This is a genomic window from Paraburkholderia sp. JPY465, assembly GCF_050436725.1.
GTDB lineage: Bacteria > Pseudomonadota > Gammaproteobacteria > Burkholderiales > Burkholderiaceae > Paraburkholderia > Paraburkholderia youngii.
The window spans coordinates 1,829,383-1,851,652 of the sequence record NZ_JBNDMT010000002.1 but is presented as its reverse complement, the minus strand read 5'-3'; the positions used below and the strand labels follow the sequence as shown (position 1 = coordinate 1,851,652).

Annotated in this window: 25 protein-coding genes and 3 pseudogenes; 11 read left to right on the top strand and 17 right to left on the bottom strand. The window is 58.5% G+C overall.

Annotated features, from left to right (window positions below):
* Window positions 1–478 precede the first annotated feature (478 nt).
* Window positions 479–845: pseudogene (locus QFZ94_RS10615) on the top strand (NAD(P)/FAD-dependent oxidoreductase); the annotation flags it as partial.
* 129 nt (window positions 846–974) lie between these two features.
* Here QFZ94_RS10615 and QFZ94_RS10610 read toward each other — a convergent pair.
* The 5 genes from QFZ94_RS10610 to QFZ94_RS10590 all read right to left on the bottom strand — a co-directional run bounded on the left by QFZ94_RS10610 (window position 975) and on the right by QFZ94_RS10590 (window position 5,327).
* Window positions 975–1,319, bottom strand: a complete 345-nt coding sequence (locus QFZ94_RS10610; protein ID WP_429457797.1) for a hypothetical protein — start codon at window positions 1,317–1,319, stop codon at window positions 975–977.
* 130 nt (window positions 1,320–1,449) lie between these two features.
* Window positions 1,450–1,860, bottom strand: a complete 411-nt coding sequence (locus tag QFZ94_RS10605) for a hypothetical protein (RefSeq protein ID WP_429456729.1) — start codon at window positions 1,858–1,860, stop codon at window positions 1,450–1,452.
* Window positions 1,861–1,991: 131 nt separating this feature from the next.
* Complete coding sequence (locus QFZ94_RS10600; RefSeq protein WP_411191962.1) at window positions 1,992–2,270, bottom strand: hypothetical protein; 279 nt, start codon at window positions 2,268–2,270, stop codon at window positions 1,992–1,994.
* Window positions 2,271–2,922: 652 nt separating this feature from the next.
* A complete protein-coding gene (locus QFZ94_RS10595) occupies window positions 2,923–4,641 on the bottom strand; it encodes a hypothetical protein (protein ID WP_429456727.1) in 1,719 nt (572 codons plus the stop codon).
* Between the two features lie 434 nt (window positions 4,642–5,075).
* Window positions 5,076–5,327: a hypothetical protein gene (locus tag QFZ94_RS10590; protein ID WP_429456725.1), complete on the bottom strand. Its 252-nt coding sequence runs from the start codon at window positions 5,325–5,327 to the stop codon at window positions 5,076–5,078.
* A gap of 85 nt (window positions 5,328–5,412) precedes the next feature.
* On the opposite strand from QFZ94_RS10590, the gene QFZ94_RS10585 reads away from it, so the two are divergent.
* Window positions 5,413–6,858 carry an IS1182 family transposase gene (locus QFZ94_RS10585; protein ID WP_429456723.1) on the top strand — a complete coding sequence of 482 codons (1,446 nt, stop codon included), beginning with the start codon at window positions 5,413–5,415 and terminating at the stop codon, window positions 6,856–6,858.
* 117 nt (window positions 6,859–6,975) lie between these two features.
* A complete protein-coding gene (locus QFZ94_RS10580) occupies window positions 6,976–7,542 on the top strand; it encodes a hypothetical protein (RefSeq protein WP_429456720.1) in 567 nt (188 codons plus the stop codon).
* Window positions 7,543–7,641: 99 nt separating this feature from the next.
* Here QFZ94_RS10580 and QFZ94_RS10575 read toward each other — a convergent pair whose 3' ends face one another.
* Entirely contained in the window at window positions 7,642–7,797 is a 156-nt protein-coding gene (locus QFZ94_RS10575) for a hypothetical protein (protein ID WP_156992751.1), read from the bottom strand.
* A 567-nt stretch (window positions 7,798–8,364) separates the two neighbouring features.
* Between QFZ94_RS10575 and QFZ94_RS10570 the strand changes: the two are divergent.
* Window positions 8,365–8,892: pseudogene (locus QFZ94_RS10570) on the top strand (LysR substrate-binding domain-containing protein); the annotation flags it as partial.
* A 291-nt stretch (window positions 8,893–9,183) separates the two neighbouring features.
* On the opposite strand, the gene QFZ94_RS10565 reads toward QFZ94_RS10570, so the two are convergent.
* The 3 genes from QFZ94_RS10565 to QFZ94_RS10555 form a co-directional block, all read right to left on the bottom strand.
* A complete protein-coding gene (locus QFZ94_RS10565) occupies window positions 9,184–9,663 on the bottom strand; it encodes a DUF1348 family protein (protein ID WP_010808884.1) in 480 nt (159 codons plus the stop codon).
* A gap of 146 nt (window positions 9,664–9,809) precedes the next feature.
* Window positions 9,810–10,280, bottom strand: a complete 471-nt coding sequence (cynS, locus tag QFZ94_RS10560) for a cyanase (protein ID WP_124657387.1) — start codon at window positions 10,278–10,280, stop codon at window positions 9,810–9,812.
* A 63-nt stretch (window positions 10,281–10,343) separates the two neighbouring features.
* Complete coding sequence (locus QFZ94_RS10555) at window positions 10,344–11,003, bottom strand: carbonic anhydrase (protein WP_036661880.1); 660 nt, start codon at window positions 11,001–11,003, stop codon at window positions 10,344–10,346.
* Window positions 11,004–11,155: 152 nt separating this feature from the next.
* Here QFZ94_RS10555 and cynR point away from each other — a divergent pair, with 152 nt between their 5' ends.
* From cynR to QFZ94_RS10530, 5 genes and pseudogenes are all read left to right on the top strand, one after another.
* Window positions 11,156–12,046, top strand: a complete 891-nt coding sequence (gene cynR / locus QFZ94_RS10550; protein WP_429456717.1) for a transcriptional regulator CynR — start codon at window positions 11,156–11,158, stop codon at window positions 12,044–12,046.
* 447 nt (window positions 12,047–12,493) lie between these two features.
* Window positions 12,494–12,817 carry a DUF4148 domain-containing protein gene (locus tag QFZ94_RS10545; RefSeq protein ID WP_429456715.1) on the top strand — a complete coding sequence of 108 codons (324 nt, stop codon included), beginning with the start codon at window positions 12,494–12,496 and terminating at the stop codon, window positions 12,815–12,817.
* A 213-nt stretch (window positions 12,818–13,030) separates the two neighbouring features.
* Window positions 13,031–13,279, top strand: a complete 249-nt coding sequence (locus QFZ94_RS10540) for a hypothetical protein (RefSeq protein ID WP_429456713.1) — start codon at window positions 13,031–13,033, stop codon at window positions 13,277–13,279.
* A 126-nt stretch (window positions 13,280–13,405) separates the two neighbouring features.
* Window positions 13,406–13,885 carry a DUF1348 family protein gene (locus QFZ94_RS10535; RefSeq protein WP_429456711.1) on the top strand — a complete coding sequence of 160 codons (480 nt, stop codon included), beginning with the start codon at window positions 13,406–13,408 and terminating at the stop codon, window positions 13,883–13,885.
* Between the two features lie 255 nt (window positions 13,886–14,140).
* A pseudogene (locus tag QFZ94_RS10530) lies at window positions 14,141–14,250 on the top strand (IS5/IS1182 family transposase); the annotation flags it as partial.
* A 119-nt stretch (window positions 14,251–14,369) separates the two neighbouring features.
* On the opposite strand, the gene QFZ94_RS10525 reads toward QFZ94_RS10530, so the two are convergent.
* On the bottom strand, window positions 14,370–14,630 hold the full coding sequence (locus QFZ94_RS10525) for a hypothetical protein (RefSeq protein ID WP_111933854.1): 261 nt from the start codon (window positions 14,628–14,630) through the stop codon (window positions 14,370–14,372).
* Between the two features lie 84 nt (window positions 14,631–14,714).
* On the opposite strand from QFZ94_RS10525, the gene QFZ94_RS10520 reads away from it, so the two are divergent.
* The gene (locus tag QFZ94_RS10520; protein WP_429456709.1) at window positions 14,715–16,160 is read left to right on the top strand and encodes an IS1182 family transposase; all 1,446 of its coding nucleotides are present in this window, start codon (window positions 14,715–14,717) and stop codon (window positions 16,158–16,160) included.
* 436 nt (window positions 16,161–16,596) lie between these two features.
* Window positions 16,597–17,502, top strand: coding sequence for a DUF2971 domain-containing protein (locus QFZ94_RS10515; RefSeq protein WP_429456707.1), 906 nt, complete (start codon window positions 16,597–16,599; stop codon window positions 17,500–17,502).
* Between the two features lie 186 nt (window positions 17,503–17,688).
* Here QFZ94_RS10515 and QFZ94_RS10510 read toward each other — a convergent pair whose 3' ends face one another.
* The 7 genes from QFZ94_RS10510 to QFZ94_RS10480 all read right to left on the bottom strand — a co-directional run bounded on the left by QFZ94_RS10510 (window position 17,689) and on the right by QFZ94_RS10480 (window position 22,200).
* The gene (locus tag QFZ94_RS10510) at window positions 17,689–18,420 is read right to left on the bottom strand and encodes a hypothetical protein (RefSeq protein ID WP_429456705.1); all 732 of its coding nucleotides are present in this window, start codon (window positions 18,418–18,420) and stop codon (window positions 17,689–17,691) included.
* 535 nt (window positions 18,421–18,955) lie between these two features.
* A complete protein-coding gene (locus QFZ94_RS10505) occupies window positions 18,956–19,294 on the bottom strand; it encodes a hypothetical protein (RefSeq protein WP_429456703.1) in 339 nt (112 codons plus the stop codon).
* A 3-nt stretch (window positions 19,295–19,297) separates the two neighbouring features.
* Window positions 19,298–19,456 carry a hypothetical protein gene (locus QFZ94_RS10500; protein ID WP_429456701.1) on the bottom strand — a complete coding sequence of 53 codons (159 nt, stop codon included), beginning with the start codon at window positions 19,454–19,456 and terminating at the stop codon, window positions 19,298–19,300.
* A 222-nt stretch (window positions 19,457–19,678) separates the two neighbouring features.
* Window positions 19,679–20,125 carry a hypothetical protein gene (locus QFZ94_RS10495; RefSeq protein WP_429456699.1) on the bottom strand — a complete coding sequence of 149 codons (447 nt, stop codon included), beginning with the start codon at window positions 20,123–20,125 and terminating at the stop codon, window positions 19,679–19,681.
* Window positions 20,126–20,268: 143 nt separating this feature from the next.
* A complete protein-coding gene (locus tag QFZ94_RS10490) occupies window positions 20,269–20,505 on the bottom strand; it encodes a type II toxin-antitoxin system CcdA family antitoxin (protein ID WP_429456697.1) in 237 nt (78 codons plus the stop codon).
* Entirely contained in the window at window positions 20,502–21,539 is a 1,038-nt protein-coding gene (locus QFZ94_RS10485) for a helix-turn-helix domain-containing protein (RefSeq protein ID WP_429456695.1), read from the bottom strand. The genes QFZ94_RS10490 and QFZ94_RS10485 overlap by 4 nt, the downstream gene beginning before the upstream one ends.
* Window positions 21,540–21,624: 85 nt before the next feature.
* A complete protein-coding gene (locus QFZ94_RS10480; protein WP_429456693.1) occupies window positions 21,625–22,200 on the bottom strand; it encodes a hypothetical protein in 576 nt (191 codons plus the stop codon).
* Window positions 22,201–22,270 lie beyond the last annotated feature (70 nt).

The following is a 22,270-nucleotide window of genomic DNA, read 5'->3' as shown; positions in this document are numbered from 1 at the left end:
TGCATCGCGAAGCGCCCTCCGGCCCGAACAGACAATGAAAGACAGCGGCGGCAATCCGCTCTACGTGCTCGAACTGGCGCGCGCCAAACAGGCGCCTCCCGAAGCCTCGGCGCTCAGTATCGATGTCCTGATTGCGGATCGGCTCGCACCGCTCGATGCGGGTACACGCGATCTGTTGTCGTTTGCAGCGTCCATCGGGCGAGAGTTCGCTCCCGAGCAGCTCGCGCAACTACTCGACCGGCCGCTCGCCGACGTGCTGTCGAGCCTGACCGGACTGCAGCGTCGGGGCGTCCTTACCGCGGCTTCGCAAACCGGGTTCGATTTCGCGCATGATCTGGTACGGCAGACCGTCTACCGGATGCTCTCGCAGCCGCACCGGCGCGCGATCCACCGACAGATCGCGCGGCAATTTCTGGCCGCGAGCGCGCACGACGCCCGACTGCACGGCGAAGTCGTCTATCACGCGACCTTGGCGGGAGACGCCGAAATCGGCTACATGATGACGCCGATGGCGCGCGGCATTCGTCTCACGACGGGCGCGGAACTGGCTTATCGCGATGCACTTCCCACGCCCGTGCAACTCGACGCGATCGAACCGATCGCGCGGGAAACGTTTCCGCTCGGCAAGCGGCTCGATGAACAACCGTGGCTCGGCCGTCGCCCCTGCACGCCGGACATGATGCCGATCATCGGGGCCCGCGACTCGACACAAAGATCTGTGGTTCGCCTTCGGACACGCGCATCACGGGCTGACGCTCGGTCCTGTCACCGGGCGGTTGCTCGCTGAGATGATGACCGGCTCCAAACCGGTCGCGGACCCTCTTCCGTTCCGCCCTGACCGCTTCAGTCGCTCAGGGGATCGAGCGTTGAAGAACGGCAAACGATGTCACGGACTTGAGACCGTGACCCGATGCCCCTCAACGACCCACAAGAGACACTCGCATCCTTCAGGAGCGGACGTTCAACACGACGAGTCAGCCGTTGAGCTCTTGGTACGAAAAGAGATTTCGGCCGATGAAGTCAAAGGCTTCTGGCCATTCGGGATCGTGGTCCGCCTCTATACGAAACGCCGCGCCGCTAGAAAAGCGAAGGCAAAGTACGTAAGCATCTGTCCGCGTGACGGCAACTACGCGCTGGCCGATCAGTTCGACAAGCTTGTCGCAGAAACCCGTCGTTCCTTGAGGGATTTGATTATCTCCGTCCGAGACCACAGACCGGTTGTAGACGGTGAACCTCTCGTCCTGGAAAACAAGCTGAAAATAGTCGTGAATGAATGCCACCTGCGATAGCGGCTCCAGCGGTATTAGCCTGCTGTCCATGCATCCTGCTCTTTTTGACGGGATAATTGCTGACAATTTACCTCAACCGCCGACTGTCAGCTCCTGGCCGTAGCCCGACCGATTGTGCCGTCCTGACGTTCCGCGACGCTAGGACGGCCCATCACAGCTCCTAGCCTTGAGATTCTTGAATGATTTGGTCGCGATACTTGCGCCATTTCTCTAGGCCGGCGGTAGGGTGCTCGTACTGATCGAGCAAGCTGCTGTCCGAAAGGTCTATAGCCTGACAGCCGAGGCGTTCGCAGAGATGGAGGATTCCGCCCACGATGGCCGCGGTCGCCCGTACGTGAAGTGCCAGACTTCGCACTGAGTCGTCTCTTCCGAGGTTAAATTCGATCGACCCGAACTCGCCATCATAGATGCCCCAGGCAGGATCGTTCCAGTTCGTCCCCGGAAAAGCATCCGACACCGCCGCTTGAACTTCTGTACGAGTTCCTAGTGGATGTGGCTGCTCGTCACCGGGAATGTCTTGGATACGGCGATAGCGTTTAGTGAATTTGTACAGCGAGACGTCCCAGCTCATATTGGGCACTCCGATGAGGCTACCGGTCGATAGGGGAAGGTGGGGCAATTGTCGGCGATCCATGCTCGTCTGTCGAACGGCCGTTCCTGGCCGAGCACAGTCCCGTTGCCGTAAAACAGCCCCTAGCTTGACTATGAAGCGGTATCCCGTTGCACGTAGAAACCCCACACGCCGTTGGAAAGCTCAGTGGCTGCGAAGCAAACTGCCTTTCCAGGAATTGTGATTTCATAGACCCATGCACGATGACGTTCGCTAGGATAAGCAGGGTGCGGAACGACAATGTGTTCCTGAGACACCCGGCGCCAGTTACCGGCATGTAACCACGGATTGATGCCATTGATCGAGAGAGGTGCGCCCTCAAATCCAACATGAATTGGCTTCCAGCCGTCGGTAAATTCTTCAGTTAGCATCTTGGTCTTTTGGATTCTCGATTATCTTGCCGACTATCTCGAACCACCGGTTGCGGCCGACAGTGAGCCGAACAGGGGATCGGTGGTCACTACTTCGCCGGGTCAATCCATCCCGGGCGAAGTCCGCGAACGTGTTCTTCTCGGACCTGCTCGATCGATTCCGCATTGCCTAGGTCGGCCTCAATCTCGCCGACGCAACCCCAGCAGTCACCGCCACAGTTCATCGACAAGGGTGCGTCGGGCTGATCGAGTGCTCGCCCACATATCCGGCATTTCATCGCTCGGCTTCCAAGGTGTGAATCCGCGCCAAATTGTCGGGGATTTACGCCGGTATGTCGAACGGCCGGTTGTGGCCGACTGTACTCATTCACAGGTGCCGGCCGAAAGCGGCCGTCGACGATTTCGACGACCGCTATATGGGACCTTCAGCGAACTGGTGCTCTCGGCCATAAAGCGACCTTTGCGCCTGCGCCGCGGGGACATTCGGCTGCCTGCTTCGCGCGGACAACGGACATTCGCACAAGGATACCTTGAGCCGGGACGTATGTTAAGCCGTGGCGACTTCCGATGTTTGTGTCAGTGCGCATCGTGCAAAGCATACCGGTATTGCGCCAGTGATCGTCTCGCGGCGTATGACTTTGAACCTTGGGTTTCAGCTCGTCGGATCCGCATCCTTTCTGGCGCCGTCGTCTCCGATTGCGCTCCGTTGCACAAGTCGACGCGTCAAATCTATCGCAGTCTGAACGGGCTGCGCCGATCGAAATCCAGCCTGAGACCACAAGAGTCTCCATACCTCTGCTTCCGGTAAGCGGCTGGCCCTTGCGTATAGCTCCACTTCTTTTTGCAACTGCGTTACGGCATCGACGATACTCCTGGTAGTACGCTCGACAGGCGGCGGATCGGGACGGGTCTGCACGTCACTCAACTGAGATGTCAGATACCAAAATGAGTCGTTCATGCGAGCAAAAAACGGGTTACAGCGTTTCCACGCGTTCTGAAGCTTAGTTCCTGGACTCCATGAGACCGTACTTAAGGCGACGTTCGCTTCGTGCGACACTTCCGCTTCGCCTGGGGTTGCCGCCTCGTGCGCACTGACAGTCACCGGCAAGACACAATTGCCTTGCCAGCTGATCGTCTTCAAATACAACGCACTGCCGTTCCAAAAGTCTTGTATTCCGTATTGCAAAACCATGGTATCGCCGACTGACGTTATCGTATTATCTGGATTCTCTTTAGTTACCGGGCGATCAATCTCAACCGTTGTCCATGCTTGTCGGATGGGTACTTCAACGTCAGCAACCACCCATCGAAAAACGGCATTCGCCAATCCGTGAGACCGCGCGTACACTGGCTGTTCAATCAACTGTTGTGTTTCGAAAAAGTCGAATGGCTGCGCAGCACACAATGGGCCAGGCTTGACGGTAAATGATGCTGGTTTTGCGTCGGTCTGTTGAAGTTTGACTATTGGGGCCGCCTCGGTAATCGTAATGCCGCGATAGGGCAAATCAAACAGTGGGAATATGTTGTCCCTCTGTACCGTCGTTGCCGCGTTGACGTGCGCACGCAACAAGTCCCAAAATGCGGAAAATGCTGTTCCCGCTGGTTTTCCAGTCAGACGCGCGTATGTCTCCGACAAGGATGAGCCTCCGGTACGGATTACGTCTTTAAGCGGGTACCCGAGCTGATAAACCAACCAATTGATAAATAGGATGGCGCAACCATATGAAGCCTGGTTCTTGTCCGTGTTGTCCGGGCCTGTCACATAGTCGGTAAACGGAGCGATCTTCGGGGGCCCATCAGTTCCGTTCATCCATGCATTAACTCGCGGACCACCCAGATTTGAATTCGGCAAGTCGTAGTAACCCGAGGGATGCAGCAATGCTCCTAGAACGTTCGACAGCCCTTCGCCCGAACTGTTACCGGGATACCATCCATACCCGGAGTACTCCATCATGATTTCGGCTAGCTCCGCAACAAAAAGGAAGCGCGGGACTTCGGTAACCGCGTAATCTAGATCGACGCCGGTCAGTGGTGGTGGGTCTGGCGGGATTAGCGAAGGTGGACTTGGCGGCGGAGGATAGTATCCGCGCTGGATATATATTGTGCTGCTCTGTTCTGTCTCATATCCTTGGTTCCAGGCGCTGATATTTGACGTCGGATCGTCTTCTAATACGACCACCCAAATCGCGTATGGTGATGTAGTGCCAGCTTCGAAGCGAGTATTGAATAGATCGTTAAGCTGGCTTAAATCGTACTCACAGGTGGCGGCGACGTTGTTCGCACGTTGACGAGCACCTTCGTCATTCACACATGTCACGAGAAAGTTTCGTGTTCTCGCAACGACTTCGTAACCTGCAAAGTATTCTGTCATGAAGTCGCTCCACGAGTGGACGTCAATTCATAGTAGTTGATGTTTGACTATATTCAACTTGTCCCGTTTAATCTTTCGACGTGAATGAAATTTCAAACGTGATGCGGGAGTGTGCACATGTGTCTGTCGGCTACCGCCCCCGCAGATTGGACATTCAACGGTTGCGCATTCTGCGAATGCCTGGATTCTCATTGGTCGCAATCTTGTCGGGGCTGGCGTTCCCAGTAGACGCAGCCGGCATGGAAAACTTGAATTGGAGGCGGAGTGATTGGGGACGTGGGTGGGCCACTGCCGTGAGGCGATAAGCGGCCGTACCACTCCGTTACCTGCCGTCGAACCGCAAGCAACCAGACCGACCGCAATGGGTCGAGGCTGTGTGAAAACATGGGCCATCTCCTCTGGCCGATGCGTTGCGCAAGGGGACGCATAAAGCGCTAGCGGCTCCGCGCGAACTTGAGTTCGATAGTGGGTTCGGCGGAGGCCAAAAGGGTGTCGACCTGTTCGGCAGCGCTCGGATCGAGCCCAGGATGCTCGCCGTCGAGGTACTCGATCATCTCTTCAACCGGCCAAGGTCCCAGCGAGGCCATGTAATCAGCGATCTCGTCTTGAATCTGTCGCCACGATTCATACCGTCGTCGTGACACGAGAATTCGATCACTTCGCGTGTAGATCACATGGAGGTCCACGAGCATTCCTGGCAATGAATTTGAGCCTTCATTCTCTCATGTGATCGCCTAGACTTCGTTGAGCACTTAGAGGTCGGAGGAACAATTGAAGCGATTCATTGAGGGCGACGACCGCAACCAGGTTACGTTGTTGCCGGAATGCCTGGATGACTTTGTTGCCGACGATAACCCGGTACGGATCATTGATGCATTCGTAGAGGGACTTGAGTTAGGGACGCTCGGCTTTGATGGAGCGAGGCCATCTGCAACAGGCCGCCCCTCATACCATCCGGCGGTGCTGTTGAAGATCTACATCTACGGCTATCTCAACAGAGTTCAGTCCAGCCGTCGGCTCGAACGTGAATGTCAGCGCAATGTGGAATTGATGTGGTTGACGCAACGCCTGGCACCGGACTTCAAAACGATTGCGGATTTCCGCCGGGACAACGGCGTCGGCATCCGCAACGTCTGTCGCCGATTTATCGTTCTGTGCCGGGATATCAAGCTGTTCTCTCAGGCGCTGGTTGCCATCGATGGGAGCAAGTTCAAGGCGTCCAACACCCGTGACCGAAACTTCACGTCCGGCAAGATCGACAAACGGCAGCAGCAGATCGAAGAGAGCGTTCAGCGCTATCTGTCGGCACTGGAAACCGCCGACCGTACCCAGCCCGTGGAACTGGAAGCAAAGACAGAGCGGCTGCAGGAGAAAATAGCGCAGTTGCGCGAGCAGATGCACAGGCTCGATCGGATCAAGGAACAGCTCAAGACCCAGCCCGATGGTCAGCTATCTCTTACAGATCCGGACGCGCGCTCCATGGCGACGAGCGGAAAAGGCTCGGGCATGGTGGGGTACAACGTACAGGTGGCAGTGGACGCTAAGCATCATCTCGTTGTGGCCCATGACGTAACGAACGCCGGCCACGATCGTGCTCAGCTCAGTCCGATGACGCAAGCTGCCCGCGATGCAATGGGTAGGCCCCGGCTCAAGGCAATAGCGGACCGAGGCTATTACAGTGCACCGCAGATCAAGGAATGCGCAGACGCAGGTATCGCAGTCATCCTTCCTAAGCCAACAACCTCGGGCGCAAAGGCCAATGGTCGCTTTGACCGGGCGGACTTCATCTACATTGCCCGCGACGATGAATATCAGTGTCCGGCCGGGGAGCGTGCCATTTACCGCTTTACGCGAGAGGAGCATGGCTTGCAGTTGCACCGCTATTGGAGCAGCGCTTGCCCTCGTTGCGATATGAAGTCCCGATGTACGCCGAGCGACTACCGGCGTATTAGCCGATGGGAGCACGAGGCGGTGCTGGAATCAGTGCAGAGACGTCTCGACAGGAAGCCGGACGCGATGACTGTCCGAAGGCGCACCGTCGAGCACGTGTTCGGAACATTCAAGCACTGGATGGGATACACGCACTTCTTAACCCGAACCCTGAAAAACGTAGGTACCGAAATGAGTCTACATGTTCTGGCGTACAACCTGAGACGTGTCCTCGCAATACTGGGATTCGCGAAAATGATGAAGGCTATACGCCTGGCGGACGCTTGAGGTCAACCGCGAACACGGTAGCAATGTAAGACGCAAACAATGCCGTAGCGCTTTGCCCCAGGTCGAGCTTGAAATGGCCGACTAAGGCGTTTACCTGACGCGCCACACTGGCGTGAAGTGAATTCCGTCGAAGTCGTTGCGCTGACGGTGTTTCCACACAGCCTCGGTCGGGAGTGCGCGTTGACGACTGGCCGTATTCTGGCAGCGAAATACCAATGGCTGCTTTCCCGCGATGGGTTCGAAGCGCGCACGGACTCGGCCAACCCGTTGCCGCCATCCGCCGTCCGCAAGATTGTGTGCGCTCTTACTGGGAAACCTGCCAGCCGTTCGATATGGGAAAGCCGTGTCGACGATGACTACGGCGCGTCTGCTATAGGCTGTCTCGGGTGGGTATTCGTTCGTGATGCGCTCACCGCCGCGGCCTCCGAATTGATTTTGTCGATCGCGCGAAGCAGTGCCTTGAGCACGAGTGGCTTGGTAACCACCTCGTCAACTTTGCCGTTGAAATTCGTGCGTCCTGCGGCCATACGAGCGCAATCATGTGTGTTGCCTTTCGATGGTCGTATCAAAGCTCTACACGAACCACGCGGAGGCGCTTTGGTGCACGCTCAGGGGAGAAATGCAGACGTTCTTTCCGTGCAGCAATCCGGCGTGCGACCAGGGATTGGAAACGCGCAAACATGAGTTTGGCACTGCCTGCCAGCAGTGCGCGTGCTGTCGCGGGACGGGTGGCGACTGGCGCGAGAGCGCCGAGGACGACGCCGCCTGTCTTTGGCGGGGGGATCAGCCGTTCAGTTGCGACTCGACGTTGAGCACGATCCGGGCGACCGGGTTATTGTCGGCGGAATCCGGCGCGAACTTGATCTGGGCGAACGTGACAGCAGCGAAAGCGACGACGACGAGGGCAGCAGATGCGGCGATGCGGGGAATGTATTTCACTGGGCCTTCCTTTCGAGGTGTGGGCAGAAACTGACAAGCTGACAGGGGGCCGAATCACTTCCGCGCCGTGACTGTCGACAACCGCAGGCCGCACACGGAGTCCGATGGCGCTTGGCGATCTTGACCGCACTGCAAAAAGAGAGCGACCCAAACCCAGCACTATAAACGTTCGACCCGTGTGTGCAGTGCGACACCGGGTCGCCAGTGGGTGCTTAATTCTTGAGCAGTGTTCAGTCATTGAAAGGTCTATGTCGGCCGTCACGAGCAGTGCGGCACTGTGCTTTGGACCACCATCGGCAATGTGTTAAAAATAGGCTTAACATGGGATACGCACGCCACCAATGGCGCGTAGGAGATTCCATGGACCATTACATTGTGCTAGCCGTAATCCTGCTAGTTCCTTCGATCGCGCTTGCGTCCGTGCTTTATACCGGCACGCACAAACGTCATTGAAGGCCAGTGGTGAGACTTTGCCGCTGATTCAGGCGGCATGGGAAATCCGACGACCACCAGCCCTGCACGGTGGCGTTGTGATCGGAGCCGCGCGTCTAGACACGTTTAATGTGAAAGGTGGATGACTTGCTGCATCGCGAGTCGGACATCGCGGTGCGCATTCTCAGGCCCACGCAGAACGCATTGGTGGCCAGGCGCGTGGGCGGCATTGAACCCGGTGTACATGCTCACGAACGCTATCTGGCCGCGCATGGCACGCCGAAATCGATGGATGAGTTGTCCCGCTATGCGCTCATCGGCTTCGACCAGGAGAACCCGTACATTCGCCGACTGCAGAATCAATTTCCCATGTTCTCGCGCGCTGCCCTTGCGTTTAGTGCCGACAGGGACCTCGCCCAGTTAGGGGCCATCCGAGCGGGCCTCGGCATTGGCGTGTGTCAATCGGCGTTGGCTGCAAGGTACAAGGTGCTTGTACGCATGCTACAGGGCAAGTTCTCGCTGAGGATGGACACCTGGATCGCCATGCACGAGGATTTGCGCGAAAGCGCACGCTGCGCAGCGGTTTTCGCGGCGCTCGCCGCTGGTTTGGGGGCATACATACAGCGAGTAGATCGCCTGCCTGCTCCCACTGGTGGCTTGTAGTGAGGCGCACGTTCAACCGAAGGGTGGACGCGTGGGACGCAGCACGGCCAACTGCGGCCGATCGTCGATTCCGCAGACTGGCGATTTGAAAGACTGCTTTGCAGCTCAGACCTGACACCGGACACAGATCATACGTTCACCCAAGAAGGGCAAACGAAAAGTCGCGAATAATTCAACGACATTTAAGTCGCTACATCCCGACGGCGCGCCGGCGCACGCCCACAATCCGTCATTCGTCGCCACTGGATTGGTGGGCGCTAATGGCTCATCGCGGCTGTAACGATCCGGGCTTCAAAGTCCCAACTCGCTCAGTCCCGGATGATCGTCCGGCCGACGGCCCAAGGGCCAGTGATACTTGCGCTCCGATTCCTTGATCGGCATGTCGTTGATGCACGCATAGCGACGTTGCATGAGACCATCCTCGCCGAACTCCCAGTTCTCGTTGCCGTAGGAGCGGAACCAGTTGCCCGAGTCGTCGTGCCATTCGTAGGCGTAGCGCACGGCAATGCGATTGCCGCCGAACGCCCACAGTTCCTTGATCAGACGATACTCATGTTCCTTCTTCCATTTGCGCTCGAGGAACGCCTGCGCTTCCGCGCGATTGTTCGCGAACTCTGCGCGATTGCGCCATTTCGTGTCGAGCGAATAGGCGAGCGCGACCTTGGCGGCGTCGCGCGAATTCCAACCGTCTTCCGCGAGACGGACTTTCTCGATGGCCGTCTCCAGCGTGAACGGGGGAAGCGGCGGGCGAATTGCTGCGGGTGAAGTCATTTCGGATCTCCTTGTGGGGTACAGCGCGTTGCTGGTGCTCGACGTGGAGCGCGGCCTCGTCATCGTGCAACCCGAGAGGGCAAGGCCGCCCGAAGCAAGCGCGGCACCGGTGCTCAGTAAGAATTTTCGTCTTTGCATCATTGGGTTCAGAACGGCTTGGTCGGCAGATACTTGCCGTTGAGCGTGATGACGGCACGCTCGCCGCCTTCCGGGTCCGGCACCTTCTGGATATCGAGTTTGAAGTTGATCGCGCTGATGATGCCGTCGCCGAATTTCTCGTGAACCAGCGCCTTCAACGTCGAGCCGTACACCTGCACCATTTCGTAGAAGCGGTAGACGGTGGGATCGGTCGGCACGCCACCCGGAATGCTGCCGCGCACGGGAATGGTTTGCAGCAGGCGAACGGCGTCGTCGTCGAGCCCGAGGCGTTCGGCGACGAGCTTCGCCGCATTCTCCGGCAGCGCATGCTGACCGAGTAGCGCGGCTGTCGTGTATGCGAGGCTCAAGCCCGTGCCTTCGTTGATGGCTTCGAAGGTGAGGTTCTTGCGCACCTTCGCGTCGACGATCGTTTCCGTCAATGCTTCGCGTGCGTTCGGTGTGACTTGCGATTGGGTCATGATGTTGCTCCTTGTGTAAAAATCAACCTGGTGAGATCGACAGTCGGTGTGACAAGCCGGGAATCAGAGCGCAGCCACGCACTCGGCGGGCGTCGCGGTGACATCGGGATGCGCAGCGAGCGGCACGAACTGGCGGGTCGCGGCGTCGAGCGCGTCGATCGAGCCGGATTCGATGTCGTAGACCCATCCGTGCAAATTCAGGCGGCCTTGCGCGAGTCCCAGTGCAACTGAGGGGTGGGTCTTGAGGTTGTCGAGCTGGGCGATGACGTTCTCGCGCACCATCGAGTCGACGCGCTCGCGCTCGCCCGCATGTTCACGCGCCTCGTTGACGAGCCTCGCCGAGTCGGCGTAGCGCAGCCAGTTCGCGACAGCGGGCATATGGTCGAGGCACTTGCACGTCGCGACGGCCGTCATCGCGCCGCAGTCCGAGTGGCCGCATATCACCACATCCGTCACGCCGAGCGCGGCCACCGCATATTCGACCGTTGCCGACACACCGCCGGGCTCAGGACCGAACGAAGGCACGATGTTGCCGGCATTGCGGATCACGAACAGATCGCCCGGTTCGCGCTGCGTGACCAGTTCGGGAACCATGCGACTATCGGAACAGGAAATGAACAGTGTGCGCGGCGTCTGACTGGTGGCCAGCTTGCGGAACAACTCCCTGCGCGCGGGCATGATGTCCCGCTGAAACTTCAGAAAACCGTCGATGATCTCTTGCATGGTCTGCTCCATTCAATCTGGCGTTCGTTGCCGTGTCGCTCAGTGCGATGCGTTGAACAGAGAATGAACCTGTTCCGTCATAGTGTCCAAGACGGGTTTATGATGCTCACCATAGGCAACACCAATAGTTATTCGAGGACGAGGAATTCGCCATGCTGTTGCGTCATATCCGTTATTTCCTGGCTGTCGCGGAACACCGCAATTTCACGCGCGCCGCCGAGGCGCTGCACGTTTCGCAGCCCACGCTGTCGCAGCAGATACGGCAACTGGAAGAGACGCTGCGCACGCAGCTGCTAGACCGTTCGGGGCGGACCCTGCAACTTACGGATGCGGGCGCGGCGTGGATGCGCTATGCGAAGCTCGCGCTACAGGATCTGGATGCGGGCGTGCGGGCGATACATGACGTCGGCGAACTGAGCCGCGGCAATCTGCGCCTTGCCGTGACGCCGACCTTCACGGCGTATCTCGTGGGGCCCGTGATCGATCGTTTTTATGGCCTGCATCCCGGCATCGCGATCGACATTCAGGAAATCACGCAGGATCAGATCGAAGCGCAGCTCGCCGATGACAGGCTCGACGCCGGCATCGCGTTCGAGCCCGTCCACACTGCGGAAATCGAAAGCGAGCCGTTGTTTCGCGAGACGCTGAGCCTCGTCGTCGGCGGCGGCCATGCGCGCGCGACGCGCCGCAAGCCGCTGTCCGCGCAGGACTTCGCCAACGAACGGCTGGTGCTGCTTAACAAGGCGTTCGCGACGCGGCGTTACATCGACGAATACTGCACGCAGAACCGGATTCTCCCGGAGGTTGCCATCGAGGTCAGTTCGATCAGTGCGATCGTCGAGATCGTGCGGCGTGGGCGGCTCGCAACCGTACTGCCCGACGGCATCGCGCGCGAGCATACCGAGCTGCACCCCGTGCTGCTCGACCCGCCGCTGCCGACGCGCACAGCCGTGCTGCTGCAACGCAAGGACGCGTATCGGACGGCAGCGAGCAAGGCCTTCGTCCAGGTGTTGATGGAATTGACGGAGAACCTCCGACGCTAATGGAGATCGCGGCGCGCGACGCGCGAAACGAAGAGATCGACACGTAACGCGCGCTCCGTTAGCTCCGACACCTACGCCGCTTCGCACAACTCGCGCCGGTGGTGTCGGCATCGCAAAGCTTCAGCTGAAGAGCATGACCGTACGGTGAGACGGTGAGGAGTGGGCGCTCGACTTCGGCCAGGAACTGGATTGTGATTTACGCGGCGTTGAAGACAGCCGGGGTTGGCACTAAGCAACTCGAGCACCGGGCCTAGATTCGGCAATCGCGGGACGGAAGCTAGCAACGGCGCATTCCGAGAAGTCTGCAGTCTGGTCAGAAAACGGGCTTCTCAATCCATCACCAGAACTATTAGCTTATCCTATAGAGAACATAGGATATCGGTCTTAGACCCTATAGCCGGATTGATGCATTCTTCCTCCATCGTCACTGTTTCTTTGGAGAGAATCATGAAATCTCGCTTCCTTGCGGTACTCGTTATCGCTGCATCTGTCACCAGCCCCGTTTTCGCAGGCACTGACACATCCGGATTGACTCGCGCCCAGGTTCACGCGGAACTCGCGCAACTGCGTGCTGTGGGCTATGACCAGTCTCGTGGAGAAGACCCCAACTACCCCGCCGAGATTCAGGCGGCCGAAGCACGCCTGGCAGCGCAACGCGGGGATGCGAGCTATGGCGGTGTCGCCGAGGCAGGCTCGTCGTCAGCGGGTGTTCCCAAGACTTCCCGTCACGTCGACAACGACGGCATGCAGCCAATCTATTTCGGCCAATAGCCGTCCGACGGCAGCGCGGATACTAGACGCCACGCGATCTGAAGTATCGCGCAAGTCCCTGGCACGTCCGCGTGCTTCATTCGCGCCACATTCAGTCGTAACGATTCGCTCGCCAGTTTGCCTGGCGAACGAACCGAACCCGGACAATCGCGTCGCCCATCGGATACAGACCGGTCTACATCATATGAAGGTCGGTACTTCACGGAGACTGTCATGAGCCACTCACATTACGAAGTCGCTGTCCTTCATCAAGCTCTGCAGTCGGACGAGTCAAACTTAGCCACATGGCGCTGGTACAGCGATCTGGTCGACCACCAACGACTCGCGCTACGCCTCAAAGAAGACCAGTGGGTCGTCGCGATCGACGGCAGCGACTTTGCGTGCGCCGAGAGCCTGTACGCGGCCGTGCGTTGGGCGCACATCATGACACACTCTGGCGGTTACATCACCTTTGCGGCGTAAGCGGGCGAAGTCCGCCATGTACACGGGCTAATCGCCAGACCGAGCGATCAAGGACTCGCGGCACTGCTCCTATCCAACCTTCGGCCCGGTCTCGGGTCTTCATCCACCAATCACTGAGGTAATACCATGTCGACTAATACTGAAATCCGTCCGCCGCTCCCTCCTTTCACACGCGAATCCGCCGTCGAGAAAGTGCGCCTGGCCGAGGATGGCTGGAACACCCGCGACGCTGCCAAAGTGTCCCTCGCATATAGCCTGGATACTCGCTGGCGCAACCGTGCTGAATTCGCAAACGGCCGCAATGAAGCCCGAGAGTTCCTTGAGCGCAAATGGTCGAAGGAGCACGAGTATCGTCTCATCAAGGAGCTGTGGGCGTTCGGCGGCAATCGCATTGCCGTGCGCTACGCGTACGAATGGCACGACGACTCGGGCAACTGGTTCCGCTCCTACGGCAACGAGAACTGGGAGTTCCGCGAGGACGGTCTGATGGTGAATCGCTACGCTTGCATCAACGATTTGCCAATCAAGGAAGAAGAGCGGAAGTTCCATTGGCCGCTCGGCCGCCGTCCGGACGATCATCCCGGCTTGTCAGATCTCGGCCTCTAATAGCCAGGCTGATCGTATCGCTTCGATTGGATGCACTCGGGGAAGCAAAGGCAAAGGTGAGACAGCTTCTGCGACGGCCTCCCGAAGCTCGCAATGAGGGAGCAACCCCGCCCCCGCTTGGGGGTTCCTGGTCGTCTCGCTGTCCTTCTCACCTAGTCCGCCCTCAAACGATTGCTGCCCACTCGATATAGGCAGCAAGTCTTGCAGCCCTTGCTCCTGATCCTCTGGGCGTCCTCGTGTGGATACCGGCACGGGCTGAACGGCGTCCTGTTTGCATTGGAAACAGAGATTCCTGATGCGATGAGCTTCCGCAAGAACTAGTCTTCGGCAGCGGGATGGCTTGTTGGCGCACGCCGTGCGAGTGGTTATCAGGCCGGATGACCGCTCATAGACCCAATTCGCTCTCTCAACTCGAATCCAGGGGATGACCGAGAAGGGTCGAGGCTGTGTGAAAACACGTTACTCTTGTCCATCGAGTAACTCGCTAGTCATCGGTGCCGCTGGGCTTGAAACGAAGGGTGATGGTTGTTTCACTCATTGAAAGGAACGCGCAAACCTGCTCGGCCGCGTCCGGTGACAGCCCCGGATGCTCTTCCTGCAAGTATTCAATGGTTTGTTCGGGTAGCCAAGGCCCCAGTGAAGCCATGTAGTCTTCGATGTCCTCCTGAATTTCTTGCCACGATACGTATTGCTTTCGTGACAGCAGGATCCGGTTGTCTCGTGTATAGATCACATGCAGGTTCACTACCTTCTCGCCGTAAGTTCTCGATTCAACATTCTCGCATCAGATGGCCTAGACTGAATTGACTCATTCAGCGTGGGTGACCGGATGAAGCGATTCATAGAAGGCGAAGACCGCAAGCAGGTAACGCTGTTGCCCGAATGCCTGGATGACTTCGTTGCCGAGGATAACCCAGTGAGGATCATCGAGGCCTTTGTCGAAGAGCTCGAACTGGAATCGATGGGCTTCGATGGCGTGACACCATCAACGACAGGTCGCCCCTCCTACCATCCGGCAGTGCTGTTGAAGATATACATCTACGGCTACCTCAACCGGATTCAATCGAGTCGTCGGCTGGAGTGGGAATGCCAACGCAATGTCGAGTTGATGTGGCTCACGGGTCGCCTGGCACCGGACTTCAAGACGATAGCCGACTTTCGGCGGGACAATGGAACAGGCATTCGCAACGTCTGTCGCCGGTTTGTTGTTCTGTGCCGTGATCTGAAGCTGTTCTCACAAGCACTGGTTGCTATTGACGGGAGCAAGTTCAAGGCATCCAACACCCGCGACCGTAACTTCACGAATGGCAAGATCGACAAACGGCAGCAACAGATTGAGGAAAGCATCCAGCGCTATCTGAGTGCGTTGGAAACTGCTGACCGCACACGACCGGCAGAGCTGGAAGCCAAGACAACCCGGCTGCAAGAGAAGATCGTGCAATTGCGAGGGCAAATGCGTCGCCTTGAGCAGATCAAGGAAGAACTCAAGACGCAGCCTGATGGTCAGCTCTCGCTGACCGACCCTGACGCGCGCTCCATGGCGACGAGCGGCAGAGGCTCGGGCATGGTGGGCTACAACGTGCAGGTGGCTGTAGACGCCCGGCACCACCTCATCGTTGCGCACGAGGTAACGAACTCCGGTCATGACCGGGCACAGCTCAGTCCAATGGCCCAAGCTGCCCGCGATGCCATGGGCAAGAAGAGACTGAAGGCTATCGCTGACCGCGGGTATTACAGCGGTCCGCAGATAAAAGCATGCACGGATGCGGGCATTGCAGCCATTCTGCCGAAGAACCTGACGTCAGGCGCAAGAGCCCATGGCCGCTTCGACAGAGCAAACTTCATCTACATTGCCCGGGATGACGAATACCTGTGTCCGGCTGGACAACGCGCGATTCATCGCTTCACCCGTGAGGAGCATGGCATGCAACTGCATCGATACTGGAGCAGTGCCTGTCCTCGTTGCGCGATCAAATCACAATGCACCCCAAGCGATTATCGACGAATCACACGATGGGAACATGAGTCTGTACTGGAAGCCGCCCAGCGGAGACTGGACCGGATGCCGGAGGCGATGATGGTGCGAAGACGCACCGTTGAACACGTCTTCGGAACGTTCAAGCACTGGATGGGCTACACACACTTCCTGACTCGCAGACTGCACAATGTAAGCACGGAGATGAGCCTGCATGTACTGGCCTACAACCTCAAGCGCGTGATAGCCATATTGGGATTCTCGCGAACGATGAGAGCAATGCGGCTGGTGGGTGCGTGATGCACCGAGGTTCCCAACACAGACCGAGAAGCCGCTAGTAGTGAGGCAACGGTGCCACCCAGCGCTCTCCACTCGACTGATTGATTGCGAGAGCGCAATGCGGCTCTATACTCTCTGCTGCAGATTCGTCGCACGTCGAACCTGCATTTCGCGTTTCCACACAGCCTCGGTCGTGTGTTGACGTTCGCGAAACGATTTCGTTGATTACACACCGATTGGCAATTAACGGCCAGGAAGCGTCCGTCGCGAACTTTGGGGGCTCGGCATTCGGGCGTCGCATTCATCCAGCTATCGGGCGTTTCCACTGTAATGGCGATCGCTCCCTTTTCGGTCTCGTCACGTATTAGCGCTTAAAAGTGCCGCGCAGCGACTTGACTGCCTGTACAGTTGCCGCACATCCTTCACATGTTCGCTCCACTATCAGTGTGCCTCAAACATGATTTGCTATAAATTTCGAGCCTTCGACCAGCGTGCGCTGGAAATCTTGATCAACCGAGAGTTGTACTTTGCTGCACCGCACACGCTCAACGATCCGCTTGACAATCAGCTCGACATTGAAAAAGAGTATGAGCTGGCCCAAGTTCCCTTGATTTATATAGAAGACGCTGAAGAAAGATTGCGTCAATTTTTTCTGCTGAGTCAACTAAACTCCAAGCGCTTCATCGACAAGGAAGGTGGAACAATAACCTTGAATCAAATGATTCAGCGGTTCATATCCAGCATGGGAATTTTATCGCTGTCCAAGACTGTCACCGACGCGCTGCTGTGGTCACATTATGCGGCAGGTCACACTGGCATTGCTGTTGGCATAGAAACGGCCCTGCTCCCCGCAAGTGAAGTACACGACGAAGGAGACATCACATACACGGACAAGCCGCCATACGCAGCCGTTTTCCGCGAGTTGCTTGAGGACATCAAAAAATTCGTCAAACCTTGGGATGACGCGTGCGAGGCATATCCAGATGATGTAGCCGACAGATTTTATACAAAGCAAATCGGCCAAATGGTACGTGCGAACAGATATACCAAGTCTGAAAGATGGTCATATGAAGAAGAGTACCGGATAGTTCGCACTAAACCCGGTTTCGTGGAATTTCCATCATTCGCATTAAAAGAAATAGTTTTCGGTCAGCGTACGGAAGAAAAGAATATCCGTACTATAATGAACCTGCTACGCGGCGATGAATGGAAACATATCCAGTTCTTTCAGGCTCGTTCGCTTCCCGGCAGCTTCCGACTTTCTCTTATTCCAGTACGGGTTAGCACAAACCCAACAACGACCGAGCTCCCGCTCAATGGCCACGCAACAGCCATTGCCTCCGCCTCTAGTCATGACGCATAAAAGTAAGCTCCTGCTTGCCAGGAATGTGGCGCGAATGGCCGCTGTACCTTAAAAGCGACCGTCAAGGTCGCGCAGAATTGAAGGACCGAACTGGTTGGCATGAGCCTGAACGCATCGGGCTGCACACTCTCTATCTGTCTTGTGGTGCGTTGGAAGCCCGTGGCGCAGAAAACACAACTTCCAAGATCACTCGTCGGCCTTCGGGCGTTCGCCGGGATCCGGCTCGGAACGCCCCGACAGCAATCCGTCACCAGATGGCCCGAATTTGAACAGGTCGGCTAGTGTAGTCGGCTGTTTCTGAGCCTCGATATGCTTTTCGTATAACGCAGCGTTAGTTCTCGTTTTCTCGTGCTCGTATACGGCGATTTTTCGTTTAAGGAACATCAAACACAATAACGATGTCCCAACGAACCAAATCATATCTTTTGGTCGCCGTGACATAAGTTCCTTCGTCTGCCTCCAGTCACTCGTTTCCTGCTTGGGGGTCGATTGCGCAGTGAATTCGCCTGCAAATTTGTTCAGTTGATCCGTGTTTAATCCTTTAATATACGCGTCAAACGAAAATCCCACATTGCGCACCTTATGAACTAAATCATTACGCAACGTGGATAGTGCAGCTAAAAATCTAGCCTCGCCCGCGTCCAGGAGACCCAGTGCACGTGCGAAGGCGACTTTTCCGCTTCTTACATTGCTCATATCCAGATAGCCGAACGCGTCAGCTAAACAGTCTTGTCCAAGGTGACCTGTCAAGGCCTGAACTATCACTGCTTCAAAAACCGCGTGAAGTTTGATAACGAACGACCAATCGCTTTCAACGCGCAACCTTTCAAAGAAGGCTTCGGGCAGTTGCAATTCCTTCTCGAGCCGTTCTATCTGCGGCCGCATTTCATCCACACGCCGGTCAAGCCAATCCGCCATATCACGCCCCAAGAATGTTTAAGGCAATTGGAAGCGTAGCAGACGAACCCTTGGGTAGCCAAAGCGCATCCTAGACGCCGATCCTGCAACGCTTACCAAGCTTCTCACGAACGTCTGTTGTACTTCGACTTGGGCCGTTGACACGCCGCTATATGGAAGGGCCGTTCAGGGTCGTAAGTACGCGTTCGCCGATGTGAGAGTCGCGGCTCCGGAGCCGGCTCGGGCGAACGACCGGTTAGCACCGTGCAGCCGCCCGATGAGGGTCCGTAGCTGAGCGTCCGCATTGGCCGAACCGCTGCCTCTGGGGCGCCGTCACGAACGACCGGTTCATCTTGTTACCTGCGCTTAAACCCCAAACGTCGCACCGGCGGCGATGCGGTCGACGAGACTCGTTGAGCGATACGGCTAACTTGTCCAACCGAAGGTAACCAGCCGCCTAGGTGTCTCGACGATGAGTTCGAGACGCCCCGTGAGAAAAGCAATCCACGATCGGCAGTCTGAGCGGCGCGCGGAGCCGCATCGGGCGGTAAGACCTCTATTCGCGCTCGTCGAAATCCCAGGGATTCATCTGGTCGACAGATACCGGTGCATCGGGTCGGGGCACGACGCCTTTCAGGGCCTGAATTGAGCCATCCGGTGCGGATGGCGGATCGACACGCAGCCACGGCCCCAGCGTATCGCGTACGCACTGCTGGCAAAGATCAAGGCTTACATAGGCGCCGTCGCCGAAAACCGAGCCAAAGCCACCACGCCAGTCGAGCGACACCTTTTCGTACCACTCCCACTGGTCATCAACAGGTGTCATGCGCCGGCCGCAGCGGTCGCATGTGCAGGCCGCGACCTCCCGCACCGTCCTGTCCTGGTATTCACGCATGACCTATCCCTTTCCCCAGTCCGACTTTTCCCAGTCCGGCGGCACGAGACCAAGCTGCTTCGCAGTGTCGACCGGCAGGCGCAACAGCACAGTGCCCGGCCCGCGCTCCATGTTCCCGAGCATCGTGACTTCAGCGGCAACACCGTCGAGCTCGAGATACACAACGTCCTCCGCCTCAAGAATCTCGGTGTAGAGATCCCAGCCGGGCTGATCTCCCTCTCTCGACTGATACCTGATGTGGTTCCTGGTACTCGTGAATCCCCCACTCCTTTTGGGAGCGTTGAGCCGATGCCCTAATTGTCGGCGACCAATCACTGCAGAAAACTGGATGCGGTCAGCAGCGTCACTGACTGCCCCGCGTCATTTTCGCATGGGGCTCTGGCATCAGCGCTGACCGTTGAGAAAGTCGAACCAGTCATGCGCGTAGGCGCAGCCGTGATCGGGAATGCCCGAACCGGCGAGCTTCCGGTCAAAGAATGTTCGGATCGGCTCGGGGATTTCATCCAGACGCACGTACCGGAAGCCTGCTTCGTTGGTGTGAACTGGCACCTCCGGTTTCGCCGGTCGGGCGGGCAACGCTTCAGTGTCCTGATTCAGTGCAGCAGCAATTCCGCGGGCCACGAGGTCCCACACGCTCCCCGCAAATCGTGGATAGCTGCGCACAACGGCGCGCTCGCCAACCTCACCGAGCATCGCATCCGCCAGGGTGACCCGGTAGTCCGCGAGTGCCCCAAACGGCCCGTCGCTCACCCGCGCGATATCCGCCGTCGCGATGACGCGTTTTCCCTTTTCCTGCCCGCCGGGCAGCAATTCAACAGTGATTCGAAGCATCCGCCTCTCCTTTTGGTAACCGTCTCATCCGGCGCCGCTGTCCCGCCGACTGACATCGAGAGACCTGATACATGCGTCGCGATCGGCGCCTTACCAGGCGGCCACTCCACCCCGTGCATCCGGAAAGACAGCGGAAGGCTCCCTCAGAACTTCCGGTACATTTCAAGTGGAAGCCCGTGCTGTTCCACGTAAGCGTTGGAGCTTTCGATCGCTTCCGCGTTCTCCTTCAGCCATTCCGCCGCGCGCTTTTCGGCCGCGACCCTGCCAACTGCAGCTTCCGCCACGTGCGATATGTCGAGGCCACGTTCCTGCACTTCAGGCAGGACACCCTGGACCAGCGGAGCCTTCGCCGATTGCGTCGTGATGCTGGCGCAGCTCACCGACGTAACGAGATCAGCGCCGGTGCTCTGCCGGGACAGCCGGTGGTCTGCCGGGACAATATCTCGTCGGCGAAAGCCGCAGCGCGCGCCATCGACAGCGACGGTCCCGCCAGGTCACGCACGCGGTCATCGACGGCTGCACTCGCTGACGAAAAGCCCCCCGCCCCAATGATGGAGTCCAGCACCGGGATCTCGAACGCGAACTGCGCCGAGCGAGCGATCAGGCGTGCAACGGCCTTGTGTACGTCCGCGCGCGCCATTCCGTACGAGAGGGCGACGTCGACCACGGGCCAGTTGCGGTGCGCGCCAATGCCATAGCGGTGACCAAGCAGGTCGGCATTCCGGCTGGCTGCCTTGTCCAGCGGCTGCTCCGGCCGCACCAGGTTGCGGCCGCGCGTCGCCAGACAGGCCGCAACGCCATGGATGGCGGCTTCGAGCGTTTGGGCCTCGATGAGCACGCGCCACCGGCCATCGCACACCCGGGGATGCGACGCCGGAGGCGCGAGCAACTCCCCTGGCGCAAGCAGGAGTGCACGCTCCCAGGCGCGAAGGCGCTGCGCGGTGAGCACCTTCGGAAACGTCGCCTGCTCCCACTGCGACAGCGTGGGATGGCTCACTGCACAAGCTCGCGCCACCTCCGCAACGGTCAAGCCCAGTTCCTCGCGCAGCCGCCGTGCGTGCGGGCCGAGCTCCTGGCACCGGGCCCGGGGAATCCGCGCCTGCAGGAGATCACGCCCACTTTCGTGGGGCGCCGCATCTGTCGCGTCGAACCCCAGCTCCGGCAACGGCAGCATCCCATGGCGGAGCAACCACCCTTGCGGCACCTGCAGGGCGGCTTCCAGGGCGTTCACCGTCGCTGTCGCAAGGGTGCCGGGCAGCCTTCCCCTCTCCCAGTGCACGTAGGTCAATCTGGCCACGCCCACCTTGCGTGCGAGTTCGGGCTGCGTCATCCCCGACGCTTCCCGGCGTTCACGCAGGCGCTGCGCAATCTGAGCCGCGTCGGTTCGCGGAACCCACTCGCGCTCCCCGGTCATCCTGATCTCCTGCCTAAGTCCCTGCAATGTTCGTGGATACGAGGCATGTGTCCGGCTGCATGCACATGGCCCACCCGCGGCCACATCACATCCGCCGCTTTCCGCCGGCAAAGGCGTACGCATTGGCCCGCGCGTCATGCAGCGCGTGATGTTCGCCGCCCTGCTGGACGAAATAGGCGGCGCGCCGCTCCCGGTCGCGACGGTCCGCGATATTCTCGATCCGCCAGCCGCGCGGCAGCGGGCCACCCAGCAGAAACCGGAACAGGTACAGGTCCGTCTCGTAGTCGTAACAGAGCACCGGCGCCCCATCGCCCGGGACGTCCGCGAGCCAGGCGCGCAATGCCTCGCGCAGTGCTGCGAACTGCATTGCGCGCCCCTCGAACTGGCCGAGTTGCGGCAGCACCACGGTGCGGACAAAGTCGCTGCACAGTGTCCGGTCGAAATCTGTACGCTCGCCATAGAACTCGTTCCCTTTCTCGCCGACGACCGCGAGACTGATCAGCTGGCAACGCTGGAAATCGGTGAACTCGGTGTCAATGAAGTAGCGGTTGTCCCGGCTGGGGGCATCCCCAGTCGGCATGGGATACACCAGCGCGCCGTGATAACGGGTACGGTCATGGCCGCGCGCGCCTCCTCGCGTGACCGGGACGCGGCGGCCCATCGTCGTGGCCGGTCCATTCGACATTCAGCATCTGTTTGCTCCTGCTTGGATTGGACCGGCCCGGACGGCC

Coding starts and splice junctions, on each gene's coding strand:
- QFZ94_RS10540 (WP_429456713.1), top strand. CDS start 13,031: ATGAGCCACTCACATTACGAAGTCGCTGTCCTTCATCAAGCTCTGCAG.
- QFZ94_RS10555 (WP_036661880.1), bottom strand. CDS start 11,003: ATGCAAGAGATCATCGACGGTTTTCTGAAGTTTCAGCGGGACATCATG.
- cynR (WP_429456717.1), top strand. CDS start 11,156: ATGCTGTTGCGTCATATCCGTTATTTCCTGGCTGTCGCGGAACACCGC.
- QFZ94_RS10535 (WP_429456711.1), top strand. CDS start 13,406: ATGTCGACTAATACTGAAATCCGTCCGCCGCTCCCTCCTTTCACACGC.
- QFZ94_RS10565 (WP_010808884.1), bottom strand. CDS start 9,663: ATGACTTCACCCGCAGCAATTCGCCCGCCGCTTCCCCCGTTCACGCTG.
- QFZ94_RS10515 (WP_429456707.1), top strand. CDS start 16,597: ATGATTTGCTATAAATTTCGAGCCTTCGACCAGCGTGCGCTGGAAATC.
- QFZ94_RS10520 (WP_429456709.1), top strand. CDS start 14,715: ATGAAGCGATTCATAGAAGGCGAAGACCGCAAGCAGGTAACGCTGTTG.
- QFZ94_RS10505 (WP_429456703.1), bottom strand. CDS start 19,294: ATGCGTGAATACCAGGACAGGACGGTGCGGGAGGTCGCGGCCTGCACA.
- QFZ94_RS10545 (WP_429456715.1), top strand. CDS start 12,494: ATGAAATCTCGCTTCCTTGCGGTACTCGTTATCGCTGCATCTGTCACC.
- QFZ94_RS10495 (WP_429456699.1), bottom strand. CDS start 20,125: ATGCTTCGAATCACTGTTGAATTGCTGCCCGGCGGGCAGGAAAAGGGA.
- QFZ94_RS10485 (WP_429456695.1), bottom strand. CDS start 21,539: ATGACCGGGGAGCGCGAGTGGGTTCCGCGAACCGACGCGGCTCAGATT.
- QFZ94_RS10480 (WP_429456693.1), bottom strand. CDS start 22,200: ATGGGCCGCCGCGTCCCGGTCACGCGAGGAGGCGCGCGCGGCCATGAC.
- QFZ94_RS10600 (WP_411191962.1), bottom strand. CDS start 2,270: ATGCTAACTGAAGAATTTACCGACGGCTGGAAGCCAATTCATGTTGGA.
- QFZ94_RS10595 (WP_429456727.1), bottom strand. CDS start 4,641: ATGACAGAATACTTTGCAGGTTACGAAGTCGTTGCGAGAACACGAAAC.
- QFZ94_RS10605 (WP_429456729.1), bottom strand. CDS start 1,860: ATGAGCTGGGACGTCTCGCTGTACAAATTCACTAAACGCTATCGCCGT.
- cynS (WP_124657387.1), bottom strand. CDS start 10,280: ATGACCCAATCGCAAGTCACACCGAACGCACGCGAAGCATTGACGGAA.
- QFZ94_RS10510 (WP_429456705.1), bottom strand. CDS start 18,420: ATGGCGGATTGGCTTGACCGGCGTGTGGATGAAATGCGGCCGCAGATA.
- QFZ94_RS10610 (WP_429457797.1), bottom strand. CDS start 1,319: ATGGACAGCAGGCTAATACCGCTGGAGCCGCTATCGCAGGTGGCATTC.